The sequence below is a fragment of the Mycobacterium sp. D16Q16 genome, assembly GCF_002013745.1.
Lineage (GTDB): Bacteria > Actinomycetota > Actinomycetes > Mycobacteriales > Mycobacteriaceae > Mycobacterium.
In genome coordinates, this window is the sequence record NZ_MAEY01000001.1 from 596423 (window position 1) to 610076 (window position 13654).

17 protein-coding genes are annotated in these 13654 nt (G+C 64.6%); 12 read left to right on the forward strand and 5 right to left on the reverse strand.

Going from position 1 to position 13654, the window contains the following annotated elements; translation table 11 throughout:
- Positions 1-62: 62 nt before the first annotated feature.
- The 6 genes from B4394_RS02870 to B4394_RS02895 are packed head-to-tail and all read left to right on the forward strand — an operon-like array spanning position 63 to position 5961.
- A complete protein-coding gene (locus B4394_RS02870; RefSeq protein ID WP_078314084.1) occupies positions 63-1580 on the forward strand; it encodes a CoA-acylating methylmalonate-semialdehyde dehydrogenase in 1518 nt (505 codons plus the stop codon).
- 11 nt (positions 1581-1591) lie between these two features.
- The gene (locus tag B4394_RS02875; RefSeq protein ID WP_078314085.1) at positions 1592-2740 is read left to right on the forward strand and encodes an isobutyryl-CoA dehydrogenase; all 1149 of its coding nucleotides are present in this window, start codon (positions 1592-1594) and stop codon (positions 2738-2740) included.
- A 29-nt stretch (positions 2741-2769) separates the two neighbouring features.
- Positions 2770-3801 (forward strand): enoyl-CoA hydratase/isomerase family protein, encoded by a 1032-nt coding sequence (locus tag B4394_RS02880; protein WP_078310556.1) that lies wholly within the window; start codon positions 2770-2772, stop codon positions 3799-3801.
- Positions 3798-4679, forward strand: a complete 882-nt coding sequence (gene mmsB, locus B4394_RS02885) for a 3-hydroxyisobutyrate dehydrogenase (RefSeq protein WP_078310043.1) — start codon at positions 3798-3800, stop codon at positions 4677-4679. The genes B4394_RS02880 and mmsB overlap by 4 nt, the downstream gene beginning before the upstream one ends.
- Positions 4676-5449: an enoyl-CoA hydratase gene (locus B4394_RS02890; RefSeq protein WP_078314086.1), complete on the forward strand. Its 774-nt coding sequence runs from the start codon at positions 4676-4678 to the stop codon at positions 5447-5449. Before mmsB ends, B4394_RS02890 begins: the two co-directional genes overlap by 4 nt.
- 14 nt (positions 5450-5463) lie before the next feature.
- Positions 5464-5961, forward strand: coding sequence for a MarR family winged helix-turn-helix transcriptional regulator (locus B4394_RS02895; RefSeq protein WP_078314087.1), 498 nt, complete (start codon positions 5464-5466; stop codon positions 5959-5961).
- Positions 5962-5970: 9 nt separating this feature from the next.
- Here the strand turns inward: B4394_RS02895 and B4394_RS02900 are convergent, their stop codons facing one another.
- Both B4394_RS02900 and B4394_RS02905 read right to left on the reverse strand, forming a co-directional pair.
- Complete coding sequence (locus B4394_RS02900; RefSeq protein WP_078292932.1) at positions 5971-6339, reverse strand: rhodanese-like domain-containing protein; 369 nt, start codon at positions 6337-6339, stop codon at positions 5971-5973.
- Positions 6336-6908, reverse strand: coding sequence for a cysteine dioxygenase (locus B4394_RS02905; RefSeq protein WP_078310052.1), 573 nt, complete (start codon positions 6906-6908; stop codon positions 6336-6338). Before B4394_RS02905 ends, B4394_RS02900 begins: the two co-directional genes overlap by 4 nt.
- 144 nt (positions 6909-7052) lie before the next feature.
- On the opposite strand from B4394_RS02905, the gene B4394_RS25005 reads away from it, so the two are divergent.
- The 4 genes from B4394_RS25005 (at position 7053) to B4394_RS25895 (ending at position 9502) form a co-directional block, all read left to right on the forward strand.
- Positions 7053-7523, forward strand: coding sequence for a lipoprotein LpqV (locus tag B4394_RS25005; RefSeq protein ID WP_139359879.1), 471 nt, complete (start codon positions 7053-7055; stop codon positions 7521-7523).
- Between the two features lie 177 nt (positions 7524-7700).
- On the forward strand, positions 7701-8288 hold the full coding sequence (locus B4394_RS02915) for a hypothetical protein (RefSeq protein WP_078310056.1): 588 nt from the start codon (positions 7701-7703) through the stop codon (positions 8286-8288).
- Complete coding sequence (locus B4394_RS02920) at positions 8281-8757, forward strand: hypothetical protein (RefSeq protein WP_078310059.1); 477 nt, start codon at positions 8281-8283, stop codon at positions 8755-8757. Before B4394_RS02915 ends, B4394_RS02920 begins: the two co-directional genes overlap by 8 nt.
- Positions 8758-8887: 130 nt before the next feature.
- Positions 8888-9502: an LGFP repeat-containing protein gene (locus tag B4394_RS25895; protein ID WP_139359880.1), complete on the forward strand. Its 615-nt coding sequence runs from the start codon at positions 8888-8890 to the stop codon at positions 9500-9502.
- Between the two features lie 31 nt (positions 9503-9533).
- On the opposite strand, the gene B4394_RS02935 is transcribed toward B4394_RS25895, so the two are convergent.
- Positions 9534-9908 carry a hypothetical protein gene (locus tag B4394_RS02935; RefSeq protein ID WP_078314088.1) on the reverse strand — a complete coding sequence of 125 codons (375 nt, stop codon included), beginning with the start codon at positions 9906-9908 and terminating at the stop codon, positions 9534-9536.
- Between the two features lie 44 nt (positions 9909-9952).
- A complete protein-coding gene (locus B4394_RS02940) occupies positions 9953-10342 on the reverse strand; it encodes a VOC family protein (protein ID WP_078314089.1) in 390 nt (129 codons plus the stop codon).
- A gap of 297 nt (positions 10343-10639) precedes the next feature.
- On the opposite strand from B4394_RS02940, the gene B4394_RS02950 reads away from it, so the two are divergent.
- Complete coding sequence (locus tag B4394_RS02950) at positions 10640-11299, forward strand: DUF3060 domain-containing protein (protein ID WP_078314091.1); 660 nt, start codon at positions 10640-10642, stop codon at positions 11297-11299.
- A 2-nt stretch (positions 11300-11301) separates the two neighbouring features.
- Here the strand turns inward: B4394_RS02950 and B4394_RS02955 are convergent, their stop codons facing one another.
- Positions 11302-12624 (reverse strand): acetyl-CoA hydrolase/transferase family protein, encoded by a 1323-nt coding sequence (locus B4394_RS02955; protein WP_078314092.1) that lies wholly within the window; start codon positions 12622-12624, stop codon positions 11302-11304.
- A gap of 206 nt (positions 12625-12830) precedes the next feature.
- Here B4394_RS02955 and B4394_RS02960 point away from each other — a divergent pair, with 206 nt between their 5' ends.
- Positions 12831-13529, forward strand: coding sequence for an ABC transporter ATP-binding protein (locus B4394_RS02960; RefSeq protein WP_078310564.1), 699 nt, complete (start codon positions 12831-12833; stop codon positions 13527-13529).
- Positions 13530-13654 lie beyond the last annotated feature (125 nt).

Sequence of the window (13654 nt, forward strand, 5' to 3'; positions counted from 1 at the left end):
TCCAACTAGATTCAGAGGTGCCGACCTCCCGGATTTCCTACCGCTTCCCAAGGGGCTACACCATGAGTTCGTTACCTGATTCCCTGCCCACATTGACGCATTTCGTCACCGGTAAGCGCGTTCCCGGCACTTCCGGCCGCTTCGCCGACGTCTACGACCCCACACTGGGCAAGCCGGTACGACAGGTGCCGCTGGCGGACGTTTCCGAAGTCGAGGCGGTCATCGCGAACGCCGCGGAAGCTCAGCCCGGCTGGGCCGCCCGCAACCCCCAGCAACGCGCACGCGTGCTCGCCAAGTTTGTCGACCTGGTCCGCGCGGAGATCGACGAGCTGGCCACGATGCTGTCCCAGGAACACGGCAAGACCCACGCCGACGCCAAGGGCGATATCGAACGCGGGCTTGAGGTGTGCGAATTCGCCACCGGCATCCCCCACCTCATCAAGGGCGAGTACACCAGCGGAGCGGGCACGGGCATCGACGTGTACTCCATCCGCCAGCCCCTCGGCGTGGTCGCGGGCATCACCCCGTTCAACTTCCCCGCCATGATTCCGCTCTGGAAGGCCGGCCCGGCACTGGCGTGTGGAAATGCCTTCGTGCTCAAGCCCTCCGAGCGTGACCCCTCGGTGCCGCTACGCCTTGCCGAGCTGTTCCTCGAAGCAGGCCTGCCACCCGGCGTCTTCAACGTCGTCAACGGTGACAAGACTGCCGTGGACGCGCTGTTGCACGATCCGCGCATCGCCGCGGTCGGATTCGTCGGATCCACCCCGATCGCGCAGTACATCTACGAGACCGCGACTGCCAATGGCAAACGGGCTCAGTGCTTTGGCGGCGCCAAGAACCACATGATCATCATGCCGGACGCCGACATCGACCAGGCCATTGATGCGCTGATCGGAGCGGGTTACGGCTCGGCCGGCGAGCGCTGTATGGCCATCTCGGTCGCGGTGCCGGTCGGTGAATCCACCGCCGAACGGCTCGTGGACGGCCTCACCAAGCGCGCCCGCGAGCTGGTGGTCGGACCGTCGCTGGACGATGGTGTGGACTTCGGCCCGCTAGTGGGCGCGGACGCGCTCAAGCGGGTGCGCGACTACATCGACATCGGCATCGCGGAAGGTGCGCAGCTGGTTCTGGATGGCCGCGACCTCACGGTCGACGGCCACGAGGATGGGTTCTTCATCGGTGCATCACTTTTCGACCACGTGACGCCGGATATGCGCATCTACAAGGAAGAGATCTTTGGTCCGGTGGTGTCGGTGGTGCGTGCCAAGGATTACGACGAGGCAGTGCGGCTGCCCTCGGAGCACGAGTTCGGCAACGGTGTCGCGATCTTCACCCGCGACGGCGACACCGCGCGCGACTTCTGCGCCAAGGTCAACACCGGAATGGTCGGAGTAAACGTGCCGATTCCAGTTCCGGTGGCGTACCACACGTTTGGCGGCTGGAAGCGATCCGGATTCGGCGACCTCAACCAGCACGGGCCCGACTCGATCCGGTTCTACACCAAGACCAAGACGGTGACCCAGCGTTGGCCTTCGGGCACCAAAGAAGGCGCCTCCTTCGTGATTCCGACCATGGACTGAGTGGGCTATCCATGTTCAATCTCACCGACGAGCAGCGTGAAATCTGGAATACGGCGCGGGAATTCGCCGATATCCACATCGCGCCCCACGCCCTGGAATGGGACCGCGACAAGTACTTCCCGGTCGAGGTGTTTCCCAAGGCCGCGGCATTGGGCATGGGCGGCATCTACATCGATCCCGATGTCGGCGGCTCCGGTCTCACTCGTCTGGATGCCTCGTTGATCTTCGAGGCGATGGCCACCGGATGCTCCGCCGTCTCGGCGTTCATCTCCATCCACAACATGGCCGCCTGGATGATCGACGAATTCGGCGACGAGGAGCAGCGGCAACGGTGGCTGCCCTCGATGTGCACCATGGAGACGCTTGGGGCGTACTGCCTGACCGAGCCCGAATGCGGAAGTGACGCATCGGCCTTGCGAACCAGCGCGGTTCGCCAGGGGGACGAGTATGTGCTCAACGGCGTCAAGCAGTTCATCTCGGGCGCCGGGGCCGCGGACCTCTACGTGGTGATGGCGCGCACCGGGGGCCCCGGCCCACGGGGCATCTCCACCATCGTGGTGCCCAAGGACACGCCGGGACTGTCCTTCGGGCCCCCGGAACGCAAGATGGGTTGGCATGCTCAGCCCACCGCACAGGTTGTCTTCGACGATGTCCGGGTTCCGGTGGGCAACCGTATCGGCGAGGAAGGCATCGGATTCACCATCGCGATGCGCGGCCTCAACGGCGGCCGGCTCAACATCGCGTCCTGCTCGCTCGGTGGTGCCCGCTCGGCACTGGAAAGGACCATCGAGTACCTGCGCACGCGTAAGGCATTCGGCGACGAGCTGATCAAGTTCCAGGCGCTGCAGTTCAGGCTCGCGGATATGGCCACCGAGCTGGAGGCGGCCCGCACCATGGTCTGGCGTGCGGCCTCGGCGGTACATGAGGGCGATCCACGCGCGGCCGAGCTGTGCGCCATGGCCAAACGCATTGCCACTGACGTAGGTTTCACGGTGGCCAACGAGGCGTTGCAGCTCCACGGCGGCTATGGCTACCTGGCCGAATACGGTATCGAGAAGATCGTGCGTGACCTACGGGTGCACCAGATTCTGGAAGGAACCAACGAGATCATGCGAGTCATTGTGTCCCGCAAGCTCATGACAGAGGGGCTCGCCGGATGAGCCTCTTGGGTGAAGACCATCAAGCACCGGTGACGGATCAGATCCAGACGCGGGTCGAAAAGGGTGTCGGCCTGCTGACGCTCAACCGCCCCAAGGCCATCAACTCGCTGACCAACGACATGATCACCGCGATGTCGGCGGCCCTGTCCGAGTGGGAGGCCGATGACGCGGTGCGTGCGGTGGTGCTCTCCGGCGCCGGGGAACGCGGCCTGTGCGCGGGTGGCGACGTGGTAGAGATCCACGACAGCGCCAAGATCGACGGTGTGGTTGCCCGCCGGTTCTTCCGCGAGGAATACCAACTCAATGCCCAGGTCGGCAGGTTCTCGAAACCGTATGTGGCGCTGATGGATGGCATCGTGATGGGTGGTGGCGTGGGAGTGGCCGGGCATGCCAACACCCGCATCGTCACGGACACCTCCAAGGTCGGCATGCCCGAGGTGGGGATCGGATTCATCCCGGATGTGGGCGGAACCTATCTGCTCTCCCGCGCCCCGGGTCAGCTTGGACTGCACGCCGGACTCACCGGCGCCCCGTTCTCCGGCGCCGACGCCATCGCGTTGGGCTTCGCCGACCACTACGTGCCCCATGACCGGCTGGAAAAGTTCACCAAGGCCATCATCGACAGCGACCTGGCCACCGCGCTCGCGGTGCACGGCGCCATAGCTCCTTCGAGTGACCTCGTGGCCCAACGCAGCTGGATCGACGAGTGCTACGCCGGGGAAACCGTCTCCGATATCGTGGCTGCGCTGCAATCGCACGGCGACGAGCGAGCCCGCGCGGCTGCCGATCAGATCCTGACCCGCTCCCCCATCGCATTGTCGGTGACACTCGCCGCGGTGCGACGGGCCCGCGAATTGCCCTCGCTGGAAGCAGTTCTCACCCAGGAGTATCGGGTGTCCAGCCAATCGGTGAGTTCCCACGATCTGGTCGAGGGCATCAGGGCGCAGCTGGTCGACAAGGATCGCAACCCACAGTGGGACCCGAAGACACTCGCCGCGGTCACCGAGGCCGATGTTGAGGCCTTCTTCCAGCCAGTCAGCGATGATTTGGAGTGGTCATGACCAATGTTGCCTTTATCGGCCTGGGCCACATGGGGTTACCGATGGCGGTCAATCTCACGAAGGCCGGGCACACCGTGGCCGCCTTCGACCTGTCCGAGCAGGCACGCGCCGCCGCCACCGAGGCAGGGGTGCCGCTGGCGGAGTCGGGCGCGGTGGCCGCCGCGACGGCCGATGTGGTGATCACCATGCTGCCCAAGGGCGAGCACGTGCTCTCGGCGTACCAGGATCTGCTTCCCGCGGCACGTCCGGGCACGCTGTTCATCGACTCCTCCACCGTCGACGTGGCCGATGCCCGCACCGCACATGAGGCGGCGACCACCGCGGGACATCGCTTCGCAGACGCTCCGGTGTCCGGCGGAGTGCCCGGCGCCACCGCAGCGACCCTGACGTTCATGGTGGGCGCCGATGACGCCGTATTCGCCGACGCCGAACCGATTCTGGCAGTGATGGGCAAGCGCGTCGTGCACTGCGGCGGCCCCGGCGTGGGTCAGGCCGCGAAGATCTGCAACAACATGATCCTCGGCGTATCGATGATCGCGATCAGTGAGGCGTTCGTGCTCGGCGAAAAGCTCGGCCTGACCCATCAGGCTCTTTTCGATGTCGCCGCCAACGCCTCGGGCCAGTGTTGGGCGCTCACGTCGAACTGTCCCGTGCCCGGTCCGGTGCCCACCAGCCCCGCCAATCGCGACTACACGCCCGGCTTCGCGGTCGCCCTGATGGCCAAGGACTTGGGACTGGCTGCCAACGCGGTACGCACCAACGGAGTTGACGCGCAGCTCGGCCTCGCCGCAGCCCACATCTACGACGACTTCAATACCTCGGGCGGCTCGGCCCTAGACTTCTCGGCGATCTTCACGCGAATTCAAGGAGTGTCATGACTTTCGAAACCATCCTCACCGAGCAGATCGATCGGGTCGCCGTCATCACCCTGAACCGGCCCAAGGCGCTCAACGCGCTGAACTCGCAGGTGATGAACGAGGTCACCACCGCCGCAGCAGAATTCGACGCCGACCACGGCATCGGAGCGATCATCATCACCGGTAGCGAGAAGGCATTCGCGGCGGGCGCGGATATCAAGGAAATGGCCGACCAGTCGTTCAGTGACATGTTCGGCTCCGACTTCTTCGCCGCCTGGGGCAAGTTGGGCGCCGTACGCACCCCGACCATCGCGGCCGTGAGCGGGTACGCCCTGGGCGGCGGATGTGAGCTGGCCATGATGTGCGACCTGATCATCGCCGCCGAAAACGCCAAGTTCGGCCAGCCCGAGATCAAGCTGGGCGTGCTGCCCGGCATGGGTGGATCGCAGCGGCTCACTCGCGCCATCGGCAAGGCGAAGGCCATGGACATGATTCTCACCGGGCGCAACATGGATGCCGCCGAGGCCGAGCGCAGCGGTCTGGTGTCGCGTGTGGTCCCCACCGAAAGCCTGCTCGACGAGGCCAAGGCCGTCGCCAAGGCCATCTCGGAGATGTCACTCTCGGCCTCCATGATGGCCAAAGAAGCCGTCAACCGGGCCTTCGAGTCCAGCCTGACCGAAGGATTGTTGTTCGAGCGCAGGATCTTCCACTCGGCGTTCGGAACCGCTGACCAGTCAGAGGGTATGGCCGCATTCGTCGAAAAGCGTCCTGCCAACTTCATTCACCGGTAGAGACTCGTCGGATCATGACCCTGCCGTTCGATCCCGTCGACGATGCCCATCGCCATTGGGTTGAGAACGGCTGGGGTGAGGTCGCCGACGGGATGGCCGCCGTCACATCGGTGATGCGGGCTCACCAGATCATGCTGGCGCGCGTCGAAGATGTGCTGCGCCCACACGGACTGACCTTCTCACGGTACGAGCTGTTGATGCTGCTGTCGTTCAGCCGGGCCGGCTCCATGCCCATGGCCAAAGCCAGTGCGCGCCTTCAGGTTCACCCCACATCCGTGACCAACACGGTGGACCGCCTGGAGGAGGCGGGACTGGTGCGCCGGGTTCCCAACCCCGCCGACGGTCGCGGCACGCTGGTGGAGATCACCCGCGCCGGACGCGATCTCGGTTCGGTGGCGACCGCCGACCTGAACGCGAAAGTGTTCGCACAGATCGGGCTCTCGCCCGCGCGTACCCGCACGCTGGTGTCGGTGCTGACGCACCTGCGGCGCGACGCCGGTGACTTCGGATAAGCATCCGGGCTAGATCAGGATGCCGTTGTCCTTGAGAGCCTTGTATCCGCCGATGACGTCGGTGGCGCGGTAGAGGCCGATCTCCTGCAGAGAGGCGGCAGCCAGGCTGGACGTATAGCCCTCCTGGCACAGGATGACCCATTCCACGTCGTGATTGCCCGCCTCCGGGATCCGGGCGTCACTTTCCGGGTCCAGGCGCCACTCCAGAACATTGCGCTCAATGACGAGGGCATTGACCACTTCGCCCTCCTCGGCACGCTGCGCGGCGGGGCGAATGTCGACAAGGAATGCGCCGCGGCCCAGCGCGGTCGGCACCTCGTCGGCGGGCAGACGGCGCAGGCGGCCGCGCGCCGTCGCCAGCAGATCATGGATCGTCATGCCGCCGGCCCTTCGGGCTCATCGGTGAGGATGGTGCGGCTCCGTCGCAGCGTCTTGGCCTGGGTCACTTCGTAGTACGACATCGCGGTCAGCGGCGGCGAGTACGCGTGCACACTCAGTGTGGGTCCGATCTCGGCAGGAACCGGCGCTTCGATGGATCTCAAGGGTGCCCGCATGACGTCGTGCACCCAGCCCAGCGGGAATCCGGCCTGATCCCCCGCGTCGAGCCGACGGCGCACCAGTTGACTTCCGTCCCAGCGATATTCGTGCAGCGAACCGCTGAGCACAGTCAGCGCGCCGAGCGACCCGCAGTGGTCATGCAATTCGGTGGACTTATCGGGCACCCAGCTGATCAGCCAGACATCGAGCTCGTCGTCGGCATGAATGCGGGTGGCCCAGCGCTCGTCGGCAGGAAGCCCGCCCGCGGGCAGCAGATGGTCGAAGCGGCCGTGCAGGGCGTCGTCGGCACCCTCATCGGTGATGCGGAGCAGATCCGGCAGTCGCAGTCGGGTGGGTGAGGATCCGGCAGAGGACGGGCGACGCAGATCCAGGACAGATGCAGTGGTCATGAAGGCTCAATCGATGGCAGGGGCAGGGATGGTGGCGGCTAGCCGCAACACCACCCCTGAAAACCCCTGTGTCCCATCACAGCTGAAATGGTACCGGCGTTTTCCAGCGGTTTTCCCCTCCGAGCAAAAGCTCTGAGTGAGTAAATGTTGTCGCTGGTAGGCACTTGCTACTTTGGAGTGGTGACCGTCCCAACCCGCATCGCCGCGACCCTGATGGCCCTCTGCGTCCCGTTGATCGGTGCGGCATGTACGTCCACATCCGACGACAAGGTGACTCCCGCCTCCACCGGCGGCACCACCACACCCATCGAGAAACCCGCCGCCCAACCCCCCGCCTCCGGCTCTGGGCTGTCCCCAGCGGGCGTCACGACGTCCGTGGACGCCGCGCCCAGCTCCCTGGAGGAGGAGTACTACCAAGCCTGCCGCGCGGCGGCCGACTGGATGACCGGGAAGCAGGATGGCCCCGCCCAGCTCGTCGAGGGATACCTGCAATCCATTCAGACCAATGGGAACGTGGGCCCAGGGACCTTTCACAAGTCCTGGCACGAGCTGCCCGCGGACCGGCAAGCTGCGGTGATCGTGGCGACGAATGCCGCCGCCGAGCAGCAGTGCTAAGCACAGCCCGCTAAGGCGCTCATCGATTTCCTTTGCGATTCAACAGAATTCGGAAGAATCTGACACGAACGCATCGCTCAGCAAACATCGAGTAATGCACGTAACCTCACCTTGGACGAACCCGCACGCGGTGTTAGCATGCTCCGGTCAGTGCTCATGGGGTCACGGATGCAACGAATGTGTCCACTCACCGAACGGACGGTAACGACGTTGGCAAATTCAGATCAGCTTCCTCCGAAGCCCACGCTGGTTCATTGGACGATCGTCGGAGCGGCAGTTGTCGCAACCATCGTCGCAGCGGTTGTCGGCTTTACGGCGGGTGACACCGAACTCGTCCGATTCGTGCAGGGCATCGTCACGCCACTGCTCGCCCTCGTCTCCGGAATCTTGATTGCCGATCTCTATCACCGCATTCAGCAGAGCAACAAGCTTGACCGCAATGTCGGGCAGTCGGCGTACTCCACCATGGTGACGCTGCAGGGCATGATCGACGTGGACAAGCACCTCGCGAGCGCGTCCAACGATCTCAACGAGGGCAACAAGCAGTCCGCCTCCAGCGCCCTGAACCTCGCGCTGACGATCAGCCGTCTGACTTTGCGCCACGCCTTCCAGGCACTGCGCGAGTCGGAGAATGTCTCGAGCACCGCGGTGGCCAAGGCCAAGACTGATTTCGCCACGGCCGAGACCGCCGGACAGCCGGAGCGGCAAAAGATCGAGACCGCTGCGCGCCCCAACAACTACACGGTCGGCGTGGGCAATGCCTGAAGAGACAAAACCGGTGGAGCAATCGGCTGGTGATCTGGAGCCAGAGCCCGTCGACCCCATCATCGGAAAGGTCGCCGATATCGTCGACCGCTACTCCGTGCTGGTCAACAAGGGTGATGACGCGGGCGTCGAGGTCGGGATGATCTTCTCGGTCATCGGGGCCACCGGCACCGCTGTCCGCGATCCCGAAACCGGCGATGACCTGGGCACCCTGCCTATCGAGAAGGCGCGCATCCGGGTCACCGAGGTGTACTCGAAGTTCTGCCAGGCCGAGACCTACCGGGTCACCGAGCCGGCGGTCGCGGGCCTGATCAGTGACATCCTGCAGGAACAGTGGCCGGGAACCACCGACGACTTCGGCCGCGAGCAGTTTCAGCTGAACGTCGTGCCCACTCCCACGGTTCCGGATGCGGCCGAGGTACATATTGATGTCGGCGATTACGTCTGCGAGCTGACTCCGGCGTCGTAGTCGGCCACGCCATTTCGGTGCATTTTCGGGGCGAATAGCACCGGTATTTGCAACGAAATCACTCAATGGCCAATAGGTGAACATCGACAAACTCACCTAAATGGCGCGTTTATGTTGTTACGTTCGGATCATGGATACCAATCTGATGAAACGAGCAGCAGGCGCGGTTTCCATCGTCGCCTTATCCGCGGCGGTCGTTGTCGCGTGTTCTCAAGATGACAGAAACGCCGCCAAAGAGTCGCTATCCAGCGCGACCAGTGCGGCATCGTCGGCCATCAGCGCTGGTGGTAGCGCCGCATCGAGTGCCGCATCGTCGGCAAGCAGTGCGGTGTCCTCCGTCGTCGCCGGGGCGCCTTCCACCGTCAACGTGCCGGGTGTCGGCGATGTGACGCTGGAGCCGCCGGTTGCCGAGGCGTACACCAAGGCCGGCGGCGAGGCCAAGCTCGGCCTGCCGACCGGACAGCCCGAAAAGGTGGGCGACGGCACGGTGCAGGCATTCGCCAAGGGCACCATTTTCAGTTCGCCGGCCACCGGCGCACACCTGGTACAGGGCGAAATCCTGAAGGTGTACACCGAACAGGGCGGAGCGGGCGGCACGCTCGGCTTCCCCACCGCCGACGAAGCTGAGACTGCCGGCGGACCCGATGTCGCCAAGGGCGGCTGGATCGGCGAATTCCAGAAGGGCACCATCACCTGGCTGAACCAGGGCGACGGAACCTTCAAAGAAACCGTCACCCCGAAGTAGCGGATGGGCTACCGCGACGGGCGCTGAGCAGTCAGCGCCTGTCGCGGAACCAGTGCGGGTTCTCCGCTGGCGACCAACCCGGCAAGGTGAGATCCGGCCACGGTGGCCGCCGGATCAGGGCTGTCAGTCCCAACACCGCAGAGATCAAGCCGGTCAGTATGCCCAGTGTCGAGGCGCGGTCGGCGTTAAAGGCGGGCTGCCATTGAGCATTCCCGTCCTTGACGACGAATACGCCCAGTGGTCTCGCCCGCGTTTCCATGGGTGCGCCGTCCGCGCCGCTGCCCCGGGTGCGCACCTTGGCAACCGTGATGACCAGGGTGCCGTCGGCCGTCGTGTACGGCTCGCCATAGACGATGGACTTGCCGCCGTCGGTCACAAGTCCTTCAAATGAGGTTGGCAATCGCATGCCTCATTGTCATCGCTCAGCGCCCCGATGGCGAGAGCTTCTTTTCAGGCTTCCGCACCCGAGAACAACAGCAGGTTCCCGTCGGGGTCCTTCACGATGAAAGTGACGCTGCCCCATTCCTCGGTCTGCAGGGGCTGATGGAAGGACACACCCGCCGCCTGGTATTCATCGTGGAGCGGGCCCAGCTTGTACGTCGTCAGCGTGGCGGAAATCGGATCACGTTCAGTAGCAAGGAAATTACCGTCAAAAACCGGTCCTTTGACCTTGCGCAGATTCAGACTCGCGCCGCCGCGACGGACCTGCCCATAGAACGCTGGCTCACCGTAAGTGAAGGCCAGCTCGAATCCGAGCGTATCGACGTAGAAGCCAACGGCGCGGTCAAAGTCGGTGACGAAGAGTTGTGGTTCAGCAGTCACAACCTCGGTGGAACCCATGACCAAAACGCTACAACCATGTACCCGCGAACAACTCCAGATGCCCACAGTTGGGGCAACGCCACGCATCAATCACCCGACGAGCACCGCGGCGCCTGGCACCAAAAAACCCGATCTTGATAGGACCTTCCACCCACCACACATGCCCGGCGGAGTTTTGCCCATTTTGTCCCAGGAACCCAATCTCGGAACCCTCGGTGCCGCATTGCGTGCAGCGAACGTTGTTCGCGCCATCCCCCGCGTCTGTCATTGCCAAAGGCTATCGCCGTGTGAGTCTCAGTGTGCGACCATCTGTAGGTGGAGCCGGATGGTGACCCCGAAGCCCGAATCCGGGAGCTGGAACGCTCACTGAGCGAGACGGCCCGGAGGTCGGAACTGGGCGTCACCAACCCGAGCCCGTATCCGCCGCAGGTATCGAGTCCGTATCCACCGCCGGTGTACGGCACGCCGTATCCGCCCCGTTCTCCCCTCCGCAAGTTCCGCCGACGATTCATGGTGTTCTTCGCCGTCATCACCGCGGGAGTGGCCGGACTTATCTTCTACGCCGCCAAACCCACACTCCCGCACAATGTTCCGACGAGCTCGGGCCCCTCAACCCCACGTCCCGTGAGGTCAACCGTCGTCAGGCTCCCGACTCGGACCAGTGCGACACCGTCGACCACGTCAACCCCCGGCCCCACGTATGCGCCGCCCGGCTCAACCTTCAGCGTCTCTGGTACGCACAAGCAGATAACGGTCAACTGCGACGACTGCTCGGTGAACGTTAGCGGAGTGTCCAATACCGTTGACATCGTGGGCAATTGCGACGCCCTCACGGTATCGGGTGTCGAGAACACAGTGACCGTGGAAGCGGCGCGCACGATCGGCGCGTCGGGTTTCGACAACAAAGTCACGTACCACTCCGGGGAACCGGAAGTCTCCACGTCCGGTAACAACAACACCGTCGAGCAGGGCTGAGCTCAGCTGACCGGTGAGCGGCCATTCGACGCACGCTCAGCAGCCGCCAACAGGTCATCCCGGAACTGCGGGTGGGCGATGGATGCCAGCGCCTCGCCGCGCTCACGGACCGTTCTGCCCTCCAACTCCGCGGCGCCGTACTCGGTGACGATCACGTCGACCTGATGACGCGGTGTGGTGATCACGACACCGGGACCGAACCACGGCACGATGCGCGACTGCACCACACCATCCTTTTCGAAGGTTGAGGGCAGACAGATCAGCGAGCGGTCCGACAGCTCCAGCCCGGCCCCGGCCACGAAGTCCTCGGCGCCACCGATCCCGCTGAACTGCCCTCCGTTGATGGTGTCGGCGACAACCTGCCCCTGGATGTCGATGGAGAGCGCACCGTTGATCGAGATCATGTCGTTGTTGGCGCCGATAACGTCCGGCGCGTTGACAATCTCGACGGGCAGGAACGCGACGTCGGGATTGTCGTCTAGCCACGCATAGAGATCCGGCGACCCGAAGGCGAAGGTCGTCACACTCACGCCGTCGTACTGCCCCTTACCGGTGTTGGTGACCTTGCCGGCGCGGTGCAGTCGCATGCAGCCGTCGGTGAACATCTCACTGTGCAGCCCATAGCTGCCGCCGTCCCCCTCGGCCAACAGAGTCGCAATCTGGTTGGGAATAGCCCCGATTCCGGTTTGCAATGTCGCCCCCGAGCCGATGAAGCTCACGGCGTACCGGGCGATGGCCCTGTCGACATCCGACGGCGCCGTATCGCCCCCGGGCAGCGCCAGCGGCGCATCCGTCGAGTGCACCAGAATGTCGATCTCATCAATGTGCAGCGCGTGGCGATGCTGCTCCCCGAACCCGAATGTGCGCGGATACCCTTCGGAGACTTCGACAATGAGCAGTCGCTCCGGATCGGCGCCCGCACGGCGCAACTCACCGATGGTCCCGCCCGCGTGTAGCGACAGGGAACACCAGCCGTCGGCATCCGGTGGCGTCGCGACGGTCGTCATCACCCGCGGCGACTGGCGCTCAAGTAATGGCCCGAACCGGCGGAAGTCCGCGGCGGCGAATTCGATATCGGCGCCCATGTCTCGTAGCGCGCGCTCAATCGGGCCGAAGAAGCCCGACAGGTAGTGCACACCCTGGCGAGAGAACAGCTCGGTGCCGACGGCAAGTAGCGCGCCGTACACCCGCAGATCCGTCCAGTCCGTGCGCACACCGAGGGCACGCAGTAAGGCCGGTGGCTGGCCAGGGCCAAGAGGGATTCCCAGCGTATCGGTGGGGTTCAACAGTGCAGCGGCTTGTTCGGCGGTGAGCTCCTGCGGCATGGCACCCATCTTGCATGAACCGGTGGGCGGTGCTCGACCAATGGGGTTGCCGGGCTCACCGAAGAACCTCGCGTAAGACCATATGTGGCGAGAACGCCGGGAGTAGGCTCCGCATATCCCGACCGCGCCTCCGCGCGCCGGGTAACTCGGTCTCGCGGGAGGCCACCTTGAGACAACTGGACAACGCCGATACACCCCAGCGCGAACTGGCCATCGAACTGCGCAATGTGGTGCGCGAGTACAGGGTTGGCGGGCAGACGGTGCGCGCCCTCGACGAGATCAGCCTGCGCCTGTCCGGCGGCCAGTTCGTCTCGATTGTCGGGCCATCAGGGGCGGGGAAAAGCACACTGCTGCATCTGCTCGGGGCGTTGGACTCCCCCGACTCGGGATCGATCACCTTTGACGGTGAAGAGATCGGCAGGCTCCGCGACGAGCAACAGTCGGAGTTCCGCCATCATCGGGTCGGGTTCGTCTTTCAGTTCTTCAACCTGCTGCCCACGCTCTCGGCGTGGGAGAACGTGGCGGTGCCGAAGCTGCTCGACGGCATCCGCCTCGGCAAGGTGAAGGCGGACGCGGTTCGGCTGCTGGACCGGGTCGGCCTCGGTAAGCGGACCGAACACCGCCCGGCCGAACTGTCCGGCGGCGAGATGCAACGCGTCGCGGTGGCGCGAGCCATGATGATGGACCCACCGCTGATCCTTGCCGACGAGCCCACCGGGAACCTGGATTCCCATACGGGTACTGCCATCCTGGCTCTGCTCGCCGAGGTCGCCCATGAAGAAGGCTCCGGCCGCCTGGTGGTGATGGTGACCCACAACGCCGACGCCGCCGCGGCAACCGATCGGGTCATCACCCTGCAGGACGGCCGGCTCGGTTCCGACGAGATGTCGGTGGCGCCAGGGTGAGTGGCCGCGGACGCCAGGAGCAGCACGGCCCCGGAGCCACCATCGCCGCCGCAGCGAGCAGGCTACGCGTGTTCAGTCTGCGCGAATTGACCGTGCATCGTCGGCGCACCATCGCCTCGATCGCC